This window comes from Legionella donaldsonii (genome assembly GCF_900452385.1).
In the GTDB taxonomy this organism is placed as follows: Bacteria; Pseudomonadota; Gammaproteobacteria; order Legionellales; family Legionellaceae; genus Tatlockia; species Tatlockia donaldsonii.
In genome coordinates, this window is the sequence record NZ_UGOA01000001.1 from 1,786,996 (window position 1) to 1,802,158 (window position 15,163).

Consider the following 15,163-nt stretch of genomic DNA (forward strand, 5'->3'; position numbering starts at 1 on the left):
TATCCATGTTAAAAATATCATTAAAGCGTTTACTGCCGTTGCTAATATTACTTCTATTATTGTTTTTATTTTTTTATTTTCGGTTAGGGCAATACCTAAGTTTTGATTCGTTAAAAGAGCATCGAACGCAACTAATCTCCTGGACTAATAAACATTACTTGGCTGCCGTTTTAGCCTTTATGGGAACCTACATTCTGGCTGTTGCAATCTCAATACCAGGCGCCCTTTTTTTAACTCTGACAGGCGGGTTTTTATTCGGCATTTTTTGGGGGACCCTCTATGTCATTATCAGCGCCACTATTGGGGCGACACTGTTATTTCTTGCAGTGCATACTGCACTTGGAGAATGGTTCAGCCAAAAAACGACGCAATGGATCACTAAAATGAGAAAAGGATTTCATAAAAATGCTTTTTCTTATTTAATAATACTAAGACTCATACCTGTCTTCCCTTTCTGGGCAATTAATATTGTTTCGGGACTTTTAAAAGTAAAACCAAAAACGTTTATTCTTGCTACCTTTATCGGCATTATTCCTGGCGCTTTCATTTATGCCATGATTGGCAATAGCTTGGGCTTGATATTTGATAGAAATGAAAAACCCGATTTGCATATTGTTTTTTCTCCGGAAATTTTATTACCTTTAATCGGCCTGGCTTTATTATTACTTTTACCCATTATTTACCACCAGCTAAAGGATAAGTATAGAGGGAAAAAAAGAAACACGTCATTGTGATTTGGCTATTATCAGTGTGGGTGCTGGTGGTTTAAGTTTGGCTGCAGGCGCAGCACAACCAGGTGTAAAGGCCGCGTTCGTTGACCACAACACAGAGGTTCTTTACCAATTTTGTCATAACTGGTTGCAATGGCGAGCGAATTCAAAAGACTGCGCCGTACACACCACCCTGTAGCAATACGCCGTAATACGGTGTAAAAAGACTTATTGTTAAGATCATCAGGGATGATGCTATGTTAGAACAATCAATTCGTCCGCTCTATCAAAGTTTATTGGTAGAACCCGCTGTGCGATGGATTGGCCACCGCATTGATCCATTCGCTATTACAGTGCTTGCGGGCATACTGGGATTGCTTTTTATTCCAGCCCTACTTTTAAACTATCCTTTAGCAGCAATTGCCTTATTATTAGCTTCCGGCTACTGTGATACCTTGGACGGGACACTAGCTCGTTTTCAAAAGAACACCACGGCCTTAGGCACTGTTCTTGATATTGTAATGGACCGTTTTGTTGAATTCAGTACTCTCTTGGGATTGTATCTACTCGCTCCCAATACTCGTGCACTCGCCACGATTTTTATGCTGGGCAGTATTTTATTTTGTATCACCAGTTTTTTGGTTGTGGGCATTTTTACACCGAATAATTCGGATAAAAGTTTTCACTACAGTCCTGGTTTAATGGAGCGTGCCGAAGCATTCTCTTTTTTCATCGTAATGGTTCTTATCCCTCATTATTTTAATTTATTAGCATGGATTTTTAGTTTTCTAGTCTGTTTGACGGCAGGCATTCGGCTCAAACAATTCGCTCAAGGACAAAAAAAATTAAATTTAATTGTAAATATTCCGCAAAATTCAGAATTGCAAAAAAAATAGAACACAAAGTCACTTTATAATTCACGCACAAAATTAAAAGAGCGTCATATGAAAGTTAGTAACTCCAAAGAAACACAGAAAGATTCACGCACTCGTGCCATCGAAAACAATCCCTGTAATATGTGCCGTGCATTTGGCCTCCCAATATGCCGCGGTCACGGTGGCGGTGGCGGTGGCGGAGATGGGGGTAGCGCAGGAGAAACTCAGGATAATACGCAATCTATGTCAGGATCTCCGTGGCCTGTTTTGAAACCAGTGACCGAGAATGAAAAACTCATCCATTTTCTTCTTGAAAGTGGCATGTGGGCATTAGCCGAAGAGGCAGACTTAGAGCTTGAATTCTCTAATCTCGATGCCTTATTAACTATTAAACTGGATATGGAGAATGGTGAGCTCTTGTTTGAGGGTAAGCGTGATTTGCCTCCAGGAACTTTAGATGAATTGTTTGATGCAGTAGAACAGGAGTTAGCCCTTTTTAGTCAAGAGTTAATAGATAGAAAATTAATTAATGAACCAATAAATGCTGTACGTGACCGGGAAAAAAACACATTATCTATAAAAATTCCCAGCCCGCAATATTATGATATTTTTATTCAGCGTTTATTGAGTAAAAATATACTGCCTAACCTGCCAGTTCCTGCGCTAGAGGAAAAAGAAGACTTGCAGCAAACCGCAACTAAACATTCTCCGGAAGAGCTAGCGAGCATAACAAGAACTACACCTACACCTCTGGATTTGTTTGATATTAGCCGTGGTCCAAGGCCTAAAATTGAAGCATAGCATCGATAACAAATTAACTGAAAATCAGGGCGAGGGATTGCCCATTCTTCTCTAACCCCCCCTTGCTATTTCATACTGAAAAAGACGTGCTGTTGCTGCAGCACATTGTAATCTTCTCTCCAGAATAGAACTCTGTTTTTCTTTATTGCTGGCCAATAATCACATAACCAATCCGTCAAGGTCACTGAATAAATTGTTGCTAACTAATTTCCTCAAGAAATCGCTAATTAACTTCCCTCTATGAGCTATAATTTTTTAACCCATGTTTGAACGCTTTGCTGCAGGAATCAATTTATGGGGGCTACAAGCGTGGAAAAAATTAGGATTTTTTTATGTGGGGATGTCATGACTGGCAGAGGAATTGATCAAATCCTCGCTCATCCAACCAACCCGAGAATTTATGAGTCTTATCTCACTGATGCCAGAGATTATGTACGACTTGCTGAATCAGTGAACGGCTCAATACCTTATCCTGTCAATGACAATTATTTATGGGGCGATGCTCTAAAAGAATGGCAGCTTCACCAGCCCCAGCTAAAGCTTATTAATCTCGAAACCAGTGTTACAAGCCATGATATCCCTTGGCCCCACAAAGGGATAAATTATCGTATGAACCCAGACAATATAACTGCATTAACCGCGGCAAATATTAATGTCTGCACACTCGCCAACAATCATATCCTGGATTGGAATGTGGAAGGTAAGGGAAACCCTTTCAGTTCTACAAAAAAATCATATTGCTTATGCTGGCGCTGGCGAAAACATGGTAGAGGCACAGAAACCTGCTATTCTTCCCATCTCTAAAAAACGTATTTTGGTATTCTCTATAGGGCTTCGCTCAAGTGGCATTCCTTCTGAATGGCAAGCCACTCAAAATCAGCCAGGAGTTTGGTTACTTGATGATTTAAACGCTAACTCACTCAAGCAGGTTCAGGAAAAAATTGCCAGCTATAAAAAAACTGGGGATCTCTGTATCGTCAGTATCCATTGGGGTAGAAATTGGGGCTATCATATCCCCTTCACTCACCAACTGTTTGCTCATGAACTCGTGGATCAAGCGGGAGTTTGTTTAATTCACGGTCATTCATCTCATCACCCGATTGGTTTCGAAATTTATAAGAATTGCCCCATATTTTATGGCTGTGGTGATTTTATTAATGATTATGAAGGGATTGACGGCCATGAAGAATTTAAGACTTATTTGTCTTTAATGTATTTTCTAGAATTTGATGCACAGAGTTTAGAGTTTTTACGTCTCGAAATAGTACCCTTGTCGCTAAAAAATTTTCAGCTCCACTCTTCCCGCTTTGAAGATTGCCAATGGTTAGCCCATACCTTAGAGCAAAAATCCCTTTTTTTCCGCACATAAACTCCTATTGAATGACCATGGGCATATTGTTGTGGAGTTAAACTCGGCTTTTTAATCGATATAGATATAAGGTTGCTGCTTTTTATCAAGCCAATGAAGAAGTGTTGATAAATGCCGTTTATCTATTGCTACACAACCATGAGTGCCTTTGTTAGAAGAGGCTAATAAGTGCATAAAAATAGCACTTCCAGCGCCAGGAATAACAGGATCCGTATTGTAATTAATTACCAAACCCATTTTATATTCATCAATCAACATTGGCTCGTAACTTTTGGCATCCGTTTTACCATTAACCCAGGTGTTATAACTTTTAGAGTTTACATCATCGACAAATTTATCCTCTGCAGTAATGTATTTATAATCCATTTCAAGTGCTAACGGTTGTGAACCAAATGCTGGTCCTAAAGAATAGAAACCAGCTGGGGTTTTCATATCCCCTTCTTTCTTTTCCCCTAAAGAGGCTACACCAGCTTTACCGATCACTACAGAAAACGGGGGCATTGTATCCTGCCACACTTTTCCTTCTCGCTGACAGGTACTCATTTCTGCTTTAAAACCATCCTTTGATTTGACAATAACTAATTGTGACGTGGATAAGGGTAAATCTTGCTGCTTCATGGTACTCACAAGTTTCTGGCAATTGTCACTTGCATTTTGCTTTGATTTCTCAATCATCAAAATAGCGAATGCAAGAGCCAAAAAAGCAATGATTAATTTATATCTCATAGTATGGGATCTTCCACATTCATAGCAGGAGGGGTATCAATAAAGCGCTTTTTAAACATCTGTGGTGAAAGTGCCTTAGTATCTAAGGCATCAAGATAAACCAATTTAAAAAATCCTTTGTTTGCTGGTGAGTTAATCTCTGGATTTTCAGGGTAATATTTAAGCAACGGTAAAAAAACTGCCTGACCAATCATATAGCGCTTATCCCCATTAGCAGGAGAAAGCCCCCAGACATTTTGATAGGTGATTGCTTCCACCTCTTGATTTATTTTCTTTTTGCCCACATACAACATAACATGACCATTAATATAAATAATGGTCATGAGCGGATGCCCCTTTTGCTGCAACAAATTAAGACGTGTCTCCAGTTTATTGTTTGACAAATCCAAGGTTGAACTCAACTTTGCCTGTTGCGCTGTGTTTCTAGGTAACCAAATACCAAAGGGGGTAAACAAACTTTTCATTTCCTGAGAGCAGTCATTAAAAAAGAAAGCACCACCCCATCCGTATGGACGATTCTGTAATTGTTTGATGAGCTTGGCCATATTTTTTTTCGATGCGGCCAACGGCATTACACTTGCAGCGTTTTTACTCACACTACCCATTGTCACCACTGCTTGCTGATGTGCATTTTTTACTGGAATTAAGATGGAAATTGTCTCTTCATTACGCTGGGCAAGAGGGAATACAGCACCAATGTAACCTGTAAACTGAAAATGTTGCTGCTTATCAACTACCGTTGCGCCTGTTTCAGTTATAGCCACAAGGCCCTTCTGGGCAGCAGCTTGCCATTGACCAATGAATCCACTTGATGCATAGGCTATATCGCTGCTTTTAACCCAGGCAAAATAGGCATCTGGAGTTAATACTAACGACCAGGCCTTATCTTGTGAAACAGCAAAAACATAAAGCGGTGTTCCCGCCCAAATGACAGACTCTTGTAAGTTATCAAAAGGAAAACCTTGTCCGGGCAGACTGAAATGAAAAAAATCGGGGGCCATGTCTGGTAAGGCGCGCGCATAAGTATTATTAACGGAAATCGCTTTGTTCTTTTCTTGATATTCAACATTATCCAGCGCATAAACATCCATATTCTGCTTAATTTGATTTAACCAACTCTCATCATGTTCTTTAAAATTCTCGGCATAATGACGATCAGCCCCAGTCTTATTTTGATTATCAAAATCGTCTAAAATTTGGAGTTCAATCTTTTTCACCACAGGTAAAATGGATTTCACCATTTGCTCGCTCCATGGTGAGAGCGCTTGCGCGTCAGTTGCGTAGTAATGTTTATAGAATTGTTGTAACTGAGCAGCTTGATAGTCAGGCTTTAATAACGAGACTTCATAATCTGCACTATCTGAAGGTAGGTAATCATTAGTATTTTGCGTATAGGCCTTGATTGAAAAATCATAAATAGGCACCTCTACTGCATAAGATAGCGAAAAAAACAGCATGAGAAAAAAAGTGATAAGTCGTTTACTTAACTGCTCGCCATTCAATCGACCACTCAACATTCTGAACCAACCCACAGAAATAAAATTCTGTGAATTATATCACAAAAAAAACCTCTTTATTCGCAATTAGATTAAATTTCAACCAAACCAGGGTGGGCACTTACGGAGTACTTCAGTTTTTGAAAACCAGACAAAAAGAACAGTCCTCATTGCGAACAAAGTGAGGAAATCCAGTTCAAATCTTATGCAATATCATCTAGATTGCTCACCAAGGCTCGCAACGACTTAAGACACCTACTACCCTGTAAACGATTATAAAATAAGTCGCTCTTAACCAAACGCAGTTATTGGTGTTGTTGCTGGTAACATTGGTTTAGAGAGTGGTTGTGGATAGTGAGAAGAGACCGTGAATTTGGGCATGTAAAAAAATGCTACTTCACCATATTTTGTTGGAGAAACCAGTTTTGGCTCTTTATTAGGTTGCTTCTCGCTCCCCAGTTTGTTTGCATAATCAGGAATTACTTCTGATTCCTTAATTTTGTTTAAAACATGCGCGGGAACAGCAATAAGCCATTGTAATAAAAAATTAAACGAGAGACTTGAGCTTACTTGTTGTTGCTTCTCTCCGCCCATCTCTTTTTCCAGTTTCTTGTTTTTGGTTTGTTGTCTATGATCAACAATTAAAGCATGCACCGAAGCAAACGTTAACGCAGTCATGCCTAAAATAGCCCGCTCAATAGGCTGAAAAGTCTGCAATTTTATAGGGGATAAAAAGAGTACCGTACTTATCGTAAGCATCACATATTTATAAGCAGCCAAACCATTTTTTAAACCTTTTAGGAGAGGTGATAATACTAATGCATTTTCTTCTTTTAGCTTATCAGTCAATTGCTGATGTAAGGCGCTAAGGCGTTCGATTTTTTGTATTACTCTATCATTGAGCTCCAGCTCGCCATCAGCAAGTTGTTTACCTAAATAAGTCATTTCCTTTTGATATAAAGCTAATTCAACATGAATTTGTGCCCTGTTCAACTGGCGCTGTGAATTGATTTCATCATAAACTCGCATTACCAAATTACCCAGCAAATAAAATCCACAAAAAACCGTAATGACTGTTAGCATATTAGGCGTTAAAACACAAAGTCCAAGCGCTCCAATATAGGGATTGAGACCATCAACTATACCCATGGCTGCTGCAGACAATAAAGCATGGTTTCTTAACTGTTGCGATTGTCCTTTTATGTATTGACGCAACGCTTTGATTTCCTCAAGACTCGCGTCATCTATCGCTTCAACGATAGAAAGCAGCATTTCATTATCTGCCAATAGCGCTTTGCGTTGTTCAGCAACACGACGATAAAAAACACGATTCAGTATTGATAAACCACCTAACAACACTCCCGCAGGAACAATAAGAGGGCGTAAATCCTCAATCTCAAGCAGACTCATTAAAGTAAACGTGCCGCTTACAGCACGATAAGCATTTCTTAGCGCCTTGAGGGAGTCGCGGGTATAAGGCCAGGTCACTGCAATGTACCGCTTAAAAAGATTTTTGTCTTTGTCACTGAAATGATTAGCCAAGAGTGAGAAAGCAACAAGACCAATACCGCTTGACGTTGCAGTAGCTACACCACCCGGTGTTTTCATCCATGCCTGCATAGATTTGGTAGCTAAATCACCATTTGCAAGAAACACATCGAAGTAATATTTGATCATGCTACCGGATAGTTTGCCGCTATCGATAGCCAAATACAGCGAAAATAAATGAAATTTTTTGGCTAAAAATCGTCCCTTCTCATCCACTTTGCGGGTAAGTTGAAAAATATAACCTGATTCATGAGATTTATTAGGGACAGTTGATGTCATATAGGCCAAAAGCAATACGTAGTTAAAAATTGCCATAATTGTACTAATTTGCCCAATAAATGACAATTAAATTCTCATACTGTAATTAATAAAAACAAAATAATGCTTTCTTTTTCATTACTTCCTTAAGGCACCATAATTAATTTAATTCGCAAAAATTCATTATTAATTAATAGATTAGTCCCATATTGGCGCTGTCCAATACGGGACTTAAGGATAAAATGAAGGAGAAATCATAAGCATTAAATTTACTGCACTTTCCCCGAGTACCAATTACTCGAACCAATCCCATGATCTTGCACTTGCTCTTCAAGAGACAATAAATGCTTCTCAAAAATAGAAAACGCCTGTTGGAAATAACTCAATGTTTTATAACCGTTTTCAAAAAAAACTGCGACGTTTTTTTGCAAAATCTCTTGTGGCTGACGCAAATTATTTAATTCTTCCGGTCTTAAATAGGAAAGATTTTGCAGCGTTCTAAAATTTAGAGTGATTAACTCTTGTATAGGCCTCTGGATATGGTCAGGTACATTTTTAAGATAGGTTTGTTCTAACATGATACCCTCCTTTTATGCTGCAGTGCACAATAAAAGCATAGCCTATTCACATTGATTGTCAATAAATGCACAAGGAGGGGAACACTATAAACCATGGATAATAAGGTTATGTTCCTTTTATGGTTTGCTGTTGTACCTGCCTAATTTGCTGTTGCAATGACGCTTGTATTTTTTGCATTTGAGCCTGGGTTTGAGCATTCACCTTTTGGATTTGCTCCTGTAATTGGGCCTGCATTTGCTTCATCTGCACTTGTAGCTGTCCATTCAGTTTATCAATTTGCTGTTGTTGCTGGGCTTGAATCTGTTTCAATTGACCTTGTATCTGGGTATTTAATTGCTGGATTTGTTGTGCTGAAGAATCAACGCTGGCTGCATAAGTCGATAGCGGTAACGCCGTTGAAAACATTAAGGAAAAAATCAATTTGCTCTTTTTTTTCATCGTCAACTCCTGTGGTAAAATAGATGTCCTCGTCAATTACTTTAACGAATCTGATTTTGAATGCAACACTAATTTTGTAGCATTCTCGGTTAAAAACAACACCAGTAAAAAGTTTTTTATTTCATGCATCGATCTATTGACCTTAACGTTACGTCAGCCCTTATCGTGTGTTTTGTCAAATAGAGGAGACAAAAATGCCTTATACGGTAAAAAAATTAGCCAAGTTATCAAATGTTAGCCCACGTACTCTTCGTTTTTATGATGAGATTGGTTTACTAAAACCAGCTTATTACGGTGATAATAATTATCGTTATTATGAAGAAGAGCAGCTTTTAATACTGCAGCAAATTTTGTTTTTCCGTGAACTCGGTTTTCCTCTAAATGATATACAGAGGATAGTTTGTAGTCATGACTTCGACAAAATTGAGGCCTTGAATACTCACAAAACAATCCTCTTAAGAAGTCTTGCCAGGACAGAAACACTGATCAAGACAATTGACAAAACTATCTCCCATCTAAGAGGAAAATTAATCATGAAAGAGATTGAAATGTACGAAGGCTTTAATGCAGAAAAACAGCAGGAATATGAAAATTACCTGCTTAATAGTGGTACGCTAAGCCAACAAGAAATTGATGAGAGTTGGCAAAATGTACGTCATTGGAAAAAAGGTCATTGGCAACAACATCAAGAGGAAGGTGAGAATATCAATAAAGAGCTGGCTAACGCAATGAATAACCATCTTAAACCTGAGGCTAAAGAAGTACTGGCCTTGATTCAACGACATTATAACTGGGTAAAAAATTTTTGGACACCTACCCGATTAAGTTACGAAGGTCTAGGGAAAATGTATCTCAATCATCCTGATTTCAGAAATTTTTATAACGCCTACCATCCTGATCTAGTGGAGTTTTTAGTAGCCGCTATGAAAATTTATGCCAAGGCTAATCTAACTTAAATCACTCTCCAGGCCAATTTTATTAATTGGCCTATTCTACATAAGCTGATTTGTTCTAATAATGTGTTCAGTAAACAGGCTACGTAAATAAAACCCTCTGGGTAAGGTTAAAATTTTATTTCCCTCATTATCAAACCCATAACATAAGGATTTAGCATTAGCAGCCTTGGGTCGAACCTGCAAATACTGGCCAATTCGGCCATTAATTTCATCCAATTGGCCAGTGCTAATCATAAGGCTAAGTTCACGCCAATCATTTGCCAGAATTGCTTCTTCTGCTTGATTGGGAGACCATAAAAACCCCCGCCCTACTCGCCGTTGTTCAAAAGGAATAGTTTTATCGCCTTCAATAGGCAACCACAGGACCCGCTTTAATTTTGCATAGCATTGTGAAGACAGCCAATCTTGCTGGTGGAGGGTTAACAAGGGAATACTGGTGACAAACGTCGACTCAGCCGGCTTACCTTGTGCATTAAGTGGTACGGTTTTTAATTCAATACCAAGTTGCGTAAAATCAGGTACAGGCTTCGTACCTGCAGTTGTTCCCAGTGCTAGTTCGATTGCAAGCCCCGCCCAACCTTTGCGTTTGTTTTGCTCACGTGGGATACTAATCTGCAAGAGGTTTGCCAGTTGCGCAAAACTCAAGCCTTCAATTAATTGACATCGCGCGAGGAGTTCTGCTTCATCCTTCACTGGATGCTTTGACAACAGAGGGTTCATTTTGACCTTCTTTTAGTTCGATGCTAATCGGCGGAATAGGAGGTTTCACCCCGGCCGCTTTAAATTGGGCTGTAATAGCAAATAGGACCTTGGAACGGATCTCAAACCGTGTATGTAGTTGCACATTAATAAAATAACGCACTTCAAATTCAATAAGTGCATCATCAATTTGCTTCAAAAACACCTGTGGCGGAGGCTCATCAACTATTTCAGGAATAATTGCCAAAACATCTAAAATCAGTTGCTGGATCATTGCTGGATCATCTGCTCGACTAACTTTGATAGGAATTACAGTACGGACAATGCTGTCTTGATGTGTCCAATTGGTAAATGGCTTATTGAAAGTCTCGGCATTAGGAATCAGCACTTCCATATTATCCCAGGAAGATACTCGCATCGAACGAATACCAATATGAGCCACCCGCCCTTCATAGGTTCCTAAAGTAATTAAATCACCTTCACGCACAGGACGCTCGATGAGCAACATTAATCCGCCAACCACATTGGAAGCAAAATCGCGTAGACCGAATCCCATACCTACAGCAAGGCCACCAATGACCATCGACATACCACTAAAATCCAGTCCCAAAACGCGCAAAGTAATGAAACCACCAATCAAAATCACTGCATATTGCGTAAAGACCGATAAGCTATTACGAATGCCCGCATCTCTTGCATCCCGGTAAAGCCAACGGTAACAAAATTCCCGTGTCCATTTAGCAGCCCAAACAAATACAGATGATAAAATGAGAAACTCAACAATACTGGTGATTGTAATATATATTCCCGACAAGTTGACGAGTGGATATTTGCTAAGTCTCTCTACCCCAGCCATGACAGCTGGATCTGAATACCAACCAAATAACTGAAATAAAACAAGCACGCTAAAGATGAATAATAAAACACGTAATATTTTATCCAAAGGTTTTAGTAAAACTTCAATCCAAAGCCATCCATTACTTAAAGAAGAAATCATCCACTCGGATATCAAATCCAAGACATCAACAATGAGTCCTCTACTCACGACATAGGTAGTAATTACTAATAAAATTTGCACCTGATAACGACTCATTATCCAAGCCAAATTGATGTATCCCACTAACCCTATAATTGCCGTAGTGAAAACGGTTAAGGGGATTAAAACCACCAGCAACATAACAGCGTTACGGAAATATCTTTTTTTGGTTTTCAAGAGTGGGTGCAGTAAATGAGTAATCACTTCCCTGCTCTTCCAACTCACTAGTGAAACAGCAAGTAAGAACAGCATAAATAAACGATTAAAGATATCTTGTAACATTGATGAGAGAGGAAGCAGATGACTAATTACCATCAGGGCACTAGTCCACCCTCCGGCTAATAAAAGCCATTTAATACGGTAATACAAGCGGACATCTGTACCCGAAGAATCACTTACCCTCTCTAATAAGGTTAAACGAGCAACAAGGATTAGCAGGCGAAAAATAAGCCAGACAAAAAATAGATTTAGCAACAATTGATAATTGGAAAAAGGGACTTGATTTAAATAAAGTACCAACATAATTGCTGTTGCAAAAGCCAAATGGGGAATATTACGACTCAGCAAAATTATAGCGCCATCATAAAGATGGGCAGATAAACGCGAACGTTCTCTATTGCGCGTCAACCGCTTTAATACCTTATACAAACTAAAAGCACCAAGAACAACTAACAGTAGCGCTACCCACATGAGCGCTGCTGGCAAGACATCCTGCCAAACATAGTTGTCTCTTACCTTCAAGCTGAGTGACTTGAGGTAATTGTATAATTGAGTAGGTAGATGAACTAATTGCTGAATAATGGATAACCAGCTATCCATTCGATACTCACCTAGCGTTTGCCGTACAGATAATTGTTTTTTTAATTCCTGTTCGTGATTCTCAAGATCTTCTTGCAGGGTTTGTTGTTGGATTACAAGACCTTTAATGCGCGAATTAATAATAGTTAATAAGGTTCCGAATTGCTGATTCAAATTTGAATCAGTTATATGAATCTGCTCATTATTAATCAGTACTTGCATTTTCTTCAGCGATTGCTCCATTTCAGACAAGCGCATAATACTATCTTTATAAATAGCAGTTATTCTTTGCAAAGTACCTACATTCGGATTTTTTTGCAGTAAATAATCCGCCTTGACCAATTTTTTTTGTAAATCAACTTCGGCTATCTTATGCTGTGTGAGGCTAATAATCTGATTATTTAAGAGTAATTTTGCTTCAATAAGGTAGCTTGGCTTAGTATCATTGTTGTTTTTAATGTCTTGTTGCAGTTTAATACTGTTTTCATAAAGTCTGGTTAGCGCATCATTGAGGCGGCTATCCTGGTTACGCAATTTTTCCAATTGCTCATTCATTTGCTCTTTAGCTTTCCACAACTTAAGACGCTGCTTTTGTAAAACCAACGTATCATTATAGCGATTGGCCAGCACTAAATTTTCAGTAAGCAACTCTATTGTTTTTTTATTCACCTCATTTAAGGTGTTAATTTTATCAATCCGCTCTTGGGAACTTATCTGCGCTGATTGAGCTAAAGGCGTTTGTTGCAGTCGCTTTAAATGCTGAGTAAAATCCTGTTGCAATTTTTTTTGGTTGACAAGGAAGCTCTCAAGGCTAACTAACTTAGCCTGATTTAAAGTCATCAATTTTTCATTGTCCTGACGCAATTTTTCATAATCAGCTACACTGGCTGGTGATTCGGTAAGCTTTATATTATTAATTGCCAGGGTCAAATTAATCTTTTCCTGTACGAGGTATTCGATTAATTTATTCGCGCTGCTAACCGATTTGGCAAAGGCAGGCAACGATGCGAATTGAATTGAAAGGAGACAAAATAAACAATAATAAACCAAGCCCCTGCAAGCAGAGGCTGTACTACTTAATAACGAAAATTTATTTAATTTGTGACGTAGGTGCAAGACGGATTCCTAACTCATTAAGTTGTGCATTTCCAACCGCAGTCGGCGCGTTAGTCAAGAGACAAGCCGCTGATTGTGTCTTAGGAAAGGCGATAACATCACGTATTGAATTAGAATCTGTCAATAACATGGCTAAGCGATCAATACCAAGCGCTATACCGCCATGCGGAGGACAGCCATATTGCAGGGCATCTAACAAGAATCCAAATTTCTCTTTCGCCTCTTCCTCTCCTATTCCTAACAAATCAAAAACAGCTTGTTGCAGTTGTGGTTGGTGAATACGAATTGAACCACCACCAATTTCATAACCATTGATAACAATATCATAAGCCTTGGCTAAGGTTTTTGTTGGGCCTTGTTTTAATGCAGTAATCGACAACTCCTGGGGAGATGTAAAAGGATGATGCATTGATTGTAATTGGTTTGTTTTCATGTCAATTTCAAACATAGGCCAATCAACCACCCATAACAAACGCCAACCGGGTTCTACCAATTTATTATCGTGCCCTAATTTTATTCGGAGTGCCCCCATGGACTCATTCACTAACTGAGCATGTCCTGCACCAAAGAAAATAACATCACCAGTTTTAGCTTCAACACGCTCGAGAATAGCATTCACATTTTTTTCAGAGAGAAACTTAATGATAGGTGATTGTAGACCATCCATGCCTTGAGTAAGGTCGTTCACCTTGATATAAGCCAATCCTTTTGCTCCGTATATACCAACAAAATGACCATAAGCATCGAGTTCTTTACGGCTGAGCTCACAACCACCGGGCAACTTCAAGGCAACAACACGCCCCTCCGGATTATCCGCTGCAGCTGCAAAAACATTGAAATCACAGCCTTTAACCAAATCTGCAATATCCACCAGTTCTAAAGGAATACGTAGATCGGGTTTATCACTACCAAAACGGCGCATTGCTTCTGCATAGGTCATTTTTGGTAGCGTTTCCGGTAATTCAACCTGTAGAATGTCTTGAAAAACCTTTTTTAACATGCCTTCAATCAGTTGTTGAATAACTCCTTCATTAATAAAGGCCATCTCGATATCAAGCTGGGTAAACTCAGGTTGTCTATCAGCCCGCAGGTCTTCATCACGGAAACAACGTACAACTTGATAATATTTATCAAAACCAGACATCATCAACAACTGCTTAAACAGCTGTGGTGATTGAGGAAGCGCATAAAACTCACCCGGATGAACACGGGAGGGAACCAAATAATCCCGAGCCCCTTCTGGTGTGGCCTTAGTCAGCATAGGCGTTTCAATATCAACAAAGTCCTGCGCATTCAGGTATTCTCTGATACAACGTATCATTCTGTGGCGCAGTGTCAGATTATTTTGCATCTCGCTACGACGTAAATCGAGATATCGATAACGATAACGAAGATCTTCGTTAACAAACTGATGATCATCTGGCAAAAAGGGTGGTGTTTGCGCCTGATTCAAGATTTCAAGCCCAGTGCCAAGGATTTCAATACGGCCTGTGGCCATTTTATCATTCACCATGCCTTGCGGACGAGGGCGCACTATCCCTTGAATCCGTACAACAAATTCATGTCTCAGCGTTTCAGCGACAGCAAATATTTCTGCAAATTCTGGCTCATAAACAACCTGTACCAGGCCAGAACGATCCCGAACATCTAAAAAAATAACACCGCCATGATCACGACGATTATGGATCCAGCCACAAATGCTCACTGACTGTTCTATCATTGTTTCGTTAATTCTTGTGCAATAGTGTGATCTCATAA

At 39.2% G+C, this 15,163-nt stretch carries 12 protein-coding genes and 1 pseudogene; 5 read left to right on the forward strand and 8 right to left on the reverse strand.

From position 1 onward, the window contains the following. Nucleotides 1–5 precede the first annotated feature (5 nt). The 4 genes and pseudogenes from DYC89_RS08260 to DYC89_RS08275 all read left to right on the forward strand — a co-directional run bounded on the left by DYC89_RS08260 (nt 6) and on the right by DYC89_RS08275 (nt 3,755). Nucleotides 6–734, forward strand: coding sequence for a TVP38/TMEM64 family protein (locus DYC89_RS08260; protein ID WP_245953967.1), 729 nt, complete (start codon nt 6–8; stop codon nt 732–734). Nucleotides 735–967: 233 nt separating this feature from the next. After that, nucleotides 968–1,606, forward strand: coding sequence for a CDP-alcohol phosphatidyltransferase family protein (locus DYC89_RS08265; protein ID WP_115221357.1), 639 nt, complete (start codon nt 968–970; stop codon nt 1,604–1,606). 48 nt (nt 1,607–1,654) lie between these two features. Beyond that, a complete protein-coding gene (locus DYC89_RS08270; protein WP_115221358.1) occupies nt 1,655–2,386 on the forward strand; it encodes a hypothetical protein in 732 nt (243 codons plus the stop codon). 345 nt (nt 2,387–2,731) lie between these two features. After that, nucleotides 2,732–3,755: pseudogene (locus tag DYC89_RS08275) on the forward strand (CapA family protein). 51 nt (nt 3,756–3,806) lie between these two features. Here DYC89_RS08275 and DYC89_RS08280 read toward each other — a convergent pair. The 5 genes from DYC89_RS08280 to DYC89_RS08300 form a co-directional block, all read right to left on the reverse strand. Beyond that, entirely contained in the window at nt 3,807–4,481 is a 675-nt protein-coding gene (locus DYC89_RS08280) for a L,D-transpeptidase family protein (protein ID WP_245953968.1), read from the reverse strand. Further along, nucleotides 4,478–5,998, reverse strand: coding sequence for an SH3 domain-containing protein (locus DYC89_RS08285; RefSeq protein WP_115221359.1), 1,521 nt, complete (start codon nt 5,996–5,998; stop codon nt 4,478–4,480). The genes DYC89_RS08280 and DYC89_RS08285 overlap by 4 nt, the downstream gene beginning before the upstream one ends. 270 nt (nt 5,999–6,268) lie before the next feature. Beyond that, entirely contained in the window at nt 6,269–7,840 is a 1,572-nt protein-coding gene (locus DYC89_RS08290) for a hypothetical protein (protein WP_147285494.1), read from the reverse strand. A 212-nt stretch (nt 7,841–8,052) separates the two neighbouring features. Next, nucleotides 8,053–8,361: a phasin family protein gene (locus DYC89_RS08295; RefSeq protein WP_115221361.1), complete on the reverse strand. Its 309-nt coding sequence runs from the start codon at nt 8,359–8,361 to the stop codon at nt 8,053–8,055. A gap of 106 nt (nt 8,362–8,467) precedes the next feature. Then, on the reverse strand, nt 8,468–8,800 hold the full coding sequence (locus DYC89_RS08300) for a hypothetical protein (protein WP_228363936.1): 333 nt from the start codon (nt 8,798–8,800) through the stop codon (nt 8,468–8,470). Nucleotides 8,801–8,994: 194 nt separating this feature from the next. Between DYC89_RS08300 and DYC89_RS08305 the strand changes: the two genes are divergently transcribed. Then, a complete protein-coding gene (locus DYC89_RS08305; protein WP_115221362.1) occupies nt 8,995–9,756 on the forward strand; it encodes a MerR family transcriptional regulator in 762 nt (253 codons plus the stop codon). A gap of 36 nt (nt 9,757–9,792) precedes the next feature. Here the strand turns inward: DYC89_RS08305 and mutH are convergent, their stop codons facing one another. Genes mutH through aspS form a run of 3 tightly spaced genes read right to left on the reverse strand, consistent with a single transcriptional unit; the run spans nt 9,793 to nt 15,161 of the window. Continuing rightward, nucleotides 9,793–10,476 carry a DNA mismatch repair endonuclease MutH gene (gene mutH, locus DYC89_RS08310; RefSeq protein WP_115221363.1) on the reverse strand — a complete coding sequence of 228 codons (684 nt, stop codon included), beginning with the start codon at nt 10,474–10,476 and terminating at the stop codon, nt 9,793–9,795. Continuing rightward, entirely contained in the window at nt 10,439–13,405 is a 2,967-nt protein-coding gene (locus DYC89_RS08315) for a mechanosensitive ion channel domain-containing protein (RefSeq protein WP_115221364.1), read from the reverse strand. The genes mutH and DYC89_RS08315 overlap by 38 nt, the downstream gene beginning before the upstream one ends. Further along, nucleotides 13,380–15,161: an aspartate--tRNA ligase gene (gene aspS / locus DYC89_RS08320; RefSeq protein ID WP_115221365.1), complete on the reverse strand. Its 1,782-nt coding sequence runs from the start codon at nt 15,159–15,161 to the stop codon at nt 13,380–13,382. The genes DYC89_RS08315 and aspS overlap by 26 nt, the downstream gene beginning before the upstream one ends. Nucleotides 15,162–15,163 lie beyond the last annotated feature (2 nt).

What these genes read in the sequence shown, in the direction of transcription:
- DYC89_RS08260 (WP_245953967.1), top strand. Translation starts at nt 6, where the DNA reads ATGTTAAAAATATCATTAAAGCGTTTACTGCCGTTGCTAATATTACTT.
- DYC89_RS08265 (WP_115221357.1), top strand. Translation starts at nt 968, where the DNA reads ATGTTAGAACAATCAATTCGTCCGCTCTATCAAAGTTTATTGGTAGAA.
- DYC89_RS08270 (WP_115221358.1), top strand. Translation starts at nt 1,655, where the DNA reads ATGAAAGTTAGTAACTCCAAAGAAACACAGAAAGATTCACGCACTCGT.
- DYC89_RS08280 (WP_245953968.1), bottom strand. Translation starts at nt 4,481, where the DNA reads ATGAGATATAAATTAATCATTGCTTTTTTGGCTCTTGCATTCGCTATT.
- DYC89_RS08285 (WP_115221359.1), bottom strand. Translation starts at nt 5,998, where the DNA reads ATGTTGAGTGGTCGATTGAATGGCGAGCAGTTAAGTAAACGACTTATC.
- DYC89_RS08290 (WP_147285494.1), bottom strand. Translation starts at nt 7,840, where the DNA reads ATGGCAATTTTTAACTACGTATTGCTTTTGGCCTATATGACATCAACT.
- DYC89_RS08295 (WP_115221361.1), bottom strand. Translation starts at nt 8,361, where the DNA reads ATGTTAGAACAAACCTATCTTAAAAATGTACCTGACCATATCCAGAGG.
- DYC89_RS08300 (WP_228363936.1), bottom strand. Translation starts at nt 8,800, where the DNA reads ATGAAAAAAAAGAGCAAATTGATTTTTTCCTTAATGTTTTCAACGGCG.
- DYC89_RS08305 (WP_115221362.1), top strand. Translation starts at nt 8,995, where the DNA reads ATGCCTTATACGGTAAAAAAATTAGCCAAGTTATCAAATGTTAGCCCA.
- mutH (WP_115221363.1), bottom strand. Translation starts at nt 10,476, where the DNA reads ATGAACCCTCTGTTGTCAAAGCATCCAGTGAAGGATGAAGCAGAACTC.
- aspS (WP_115221365.1), bottom strand. Translation starts at nt 15,161, where the DNA reads ATGAGATCACACTATTGCACAAGAATTAACGAAACAATGATAGAACAG.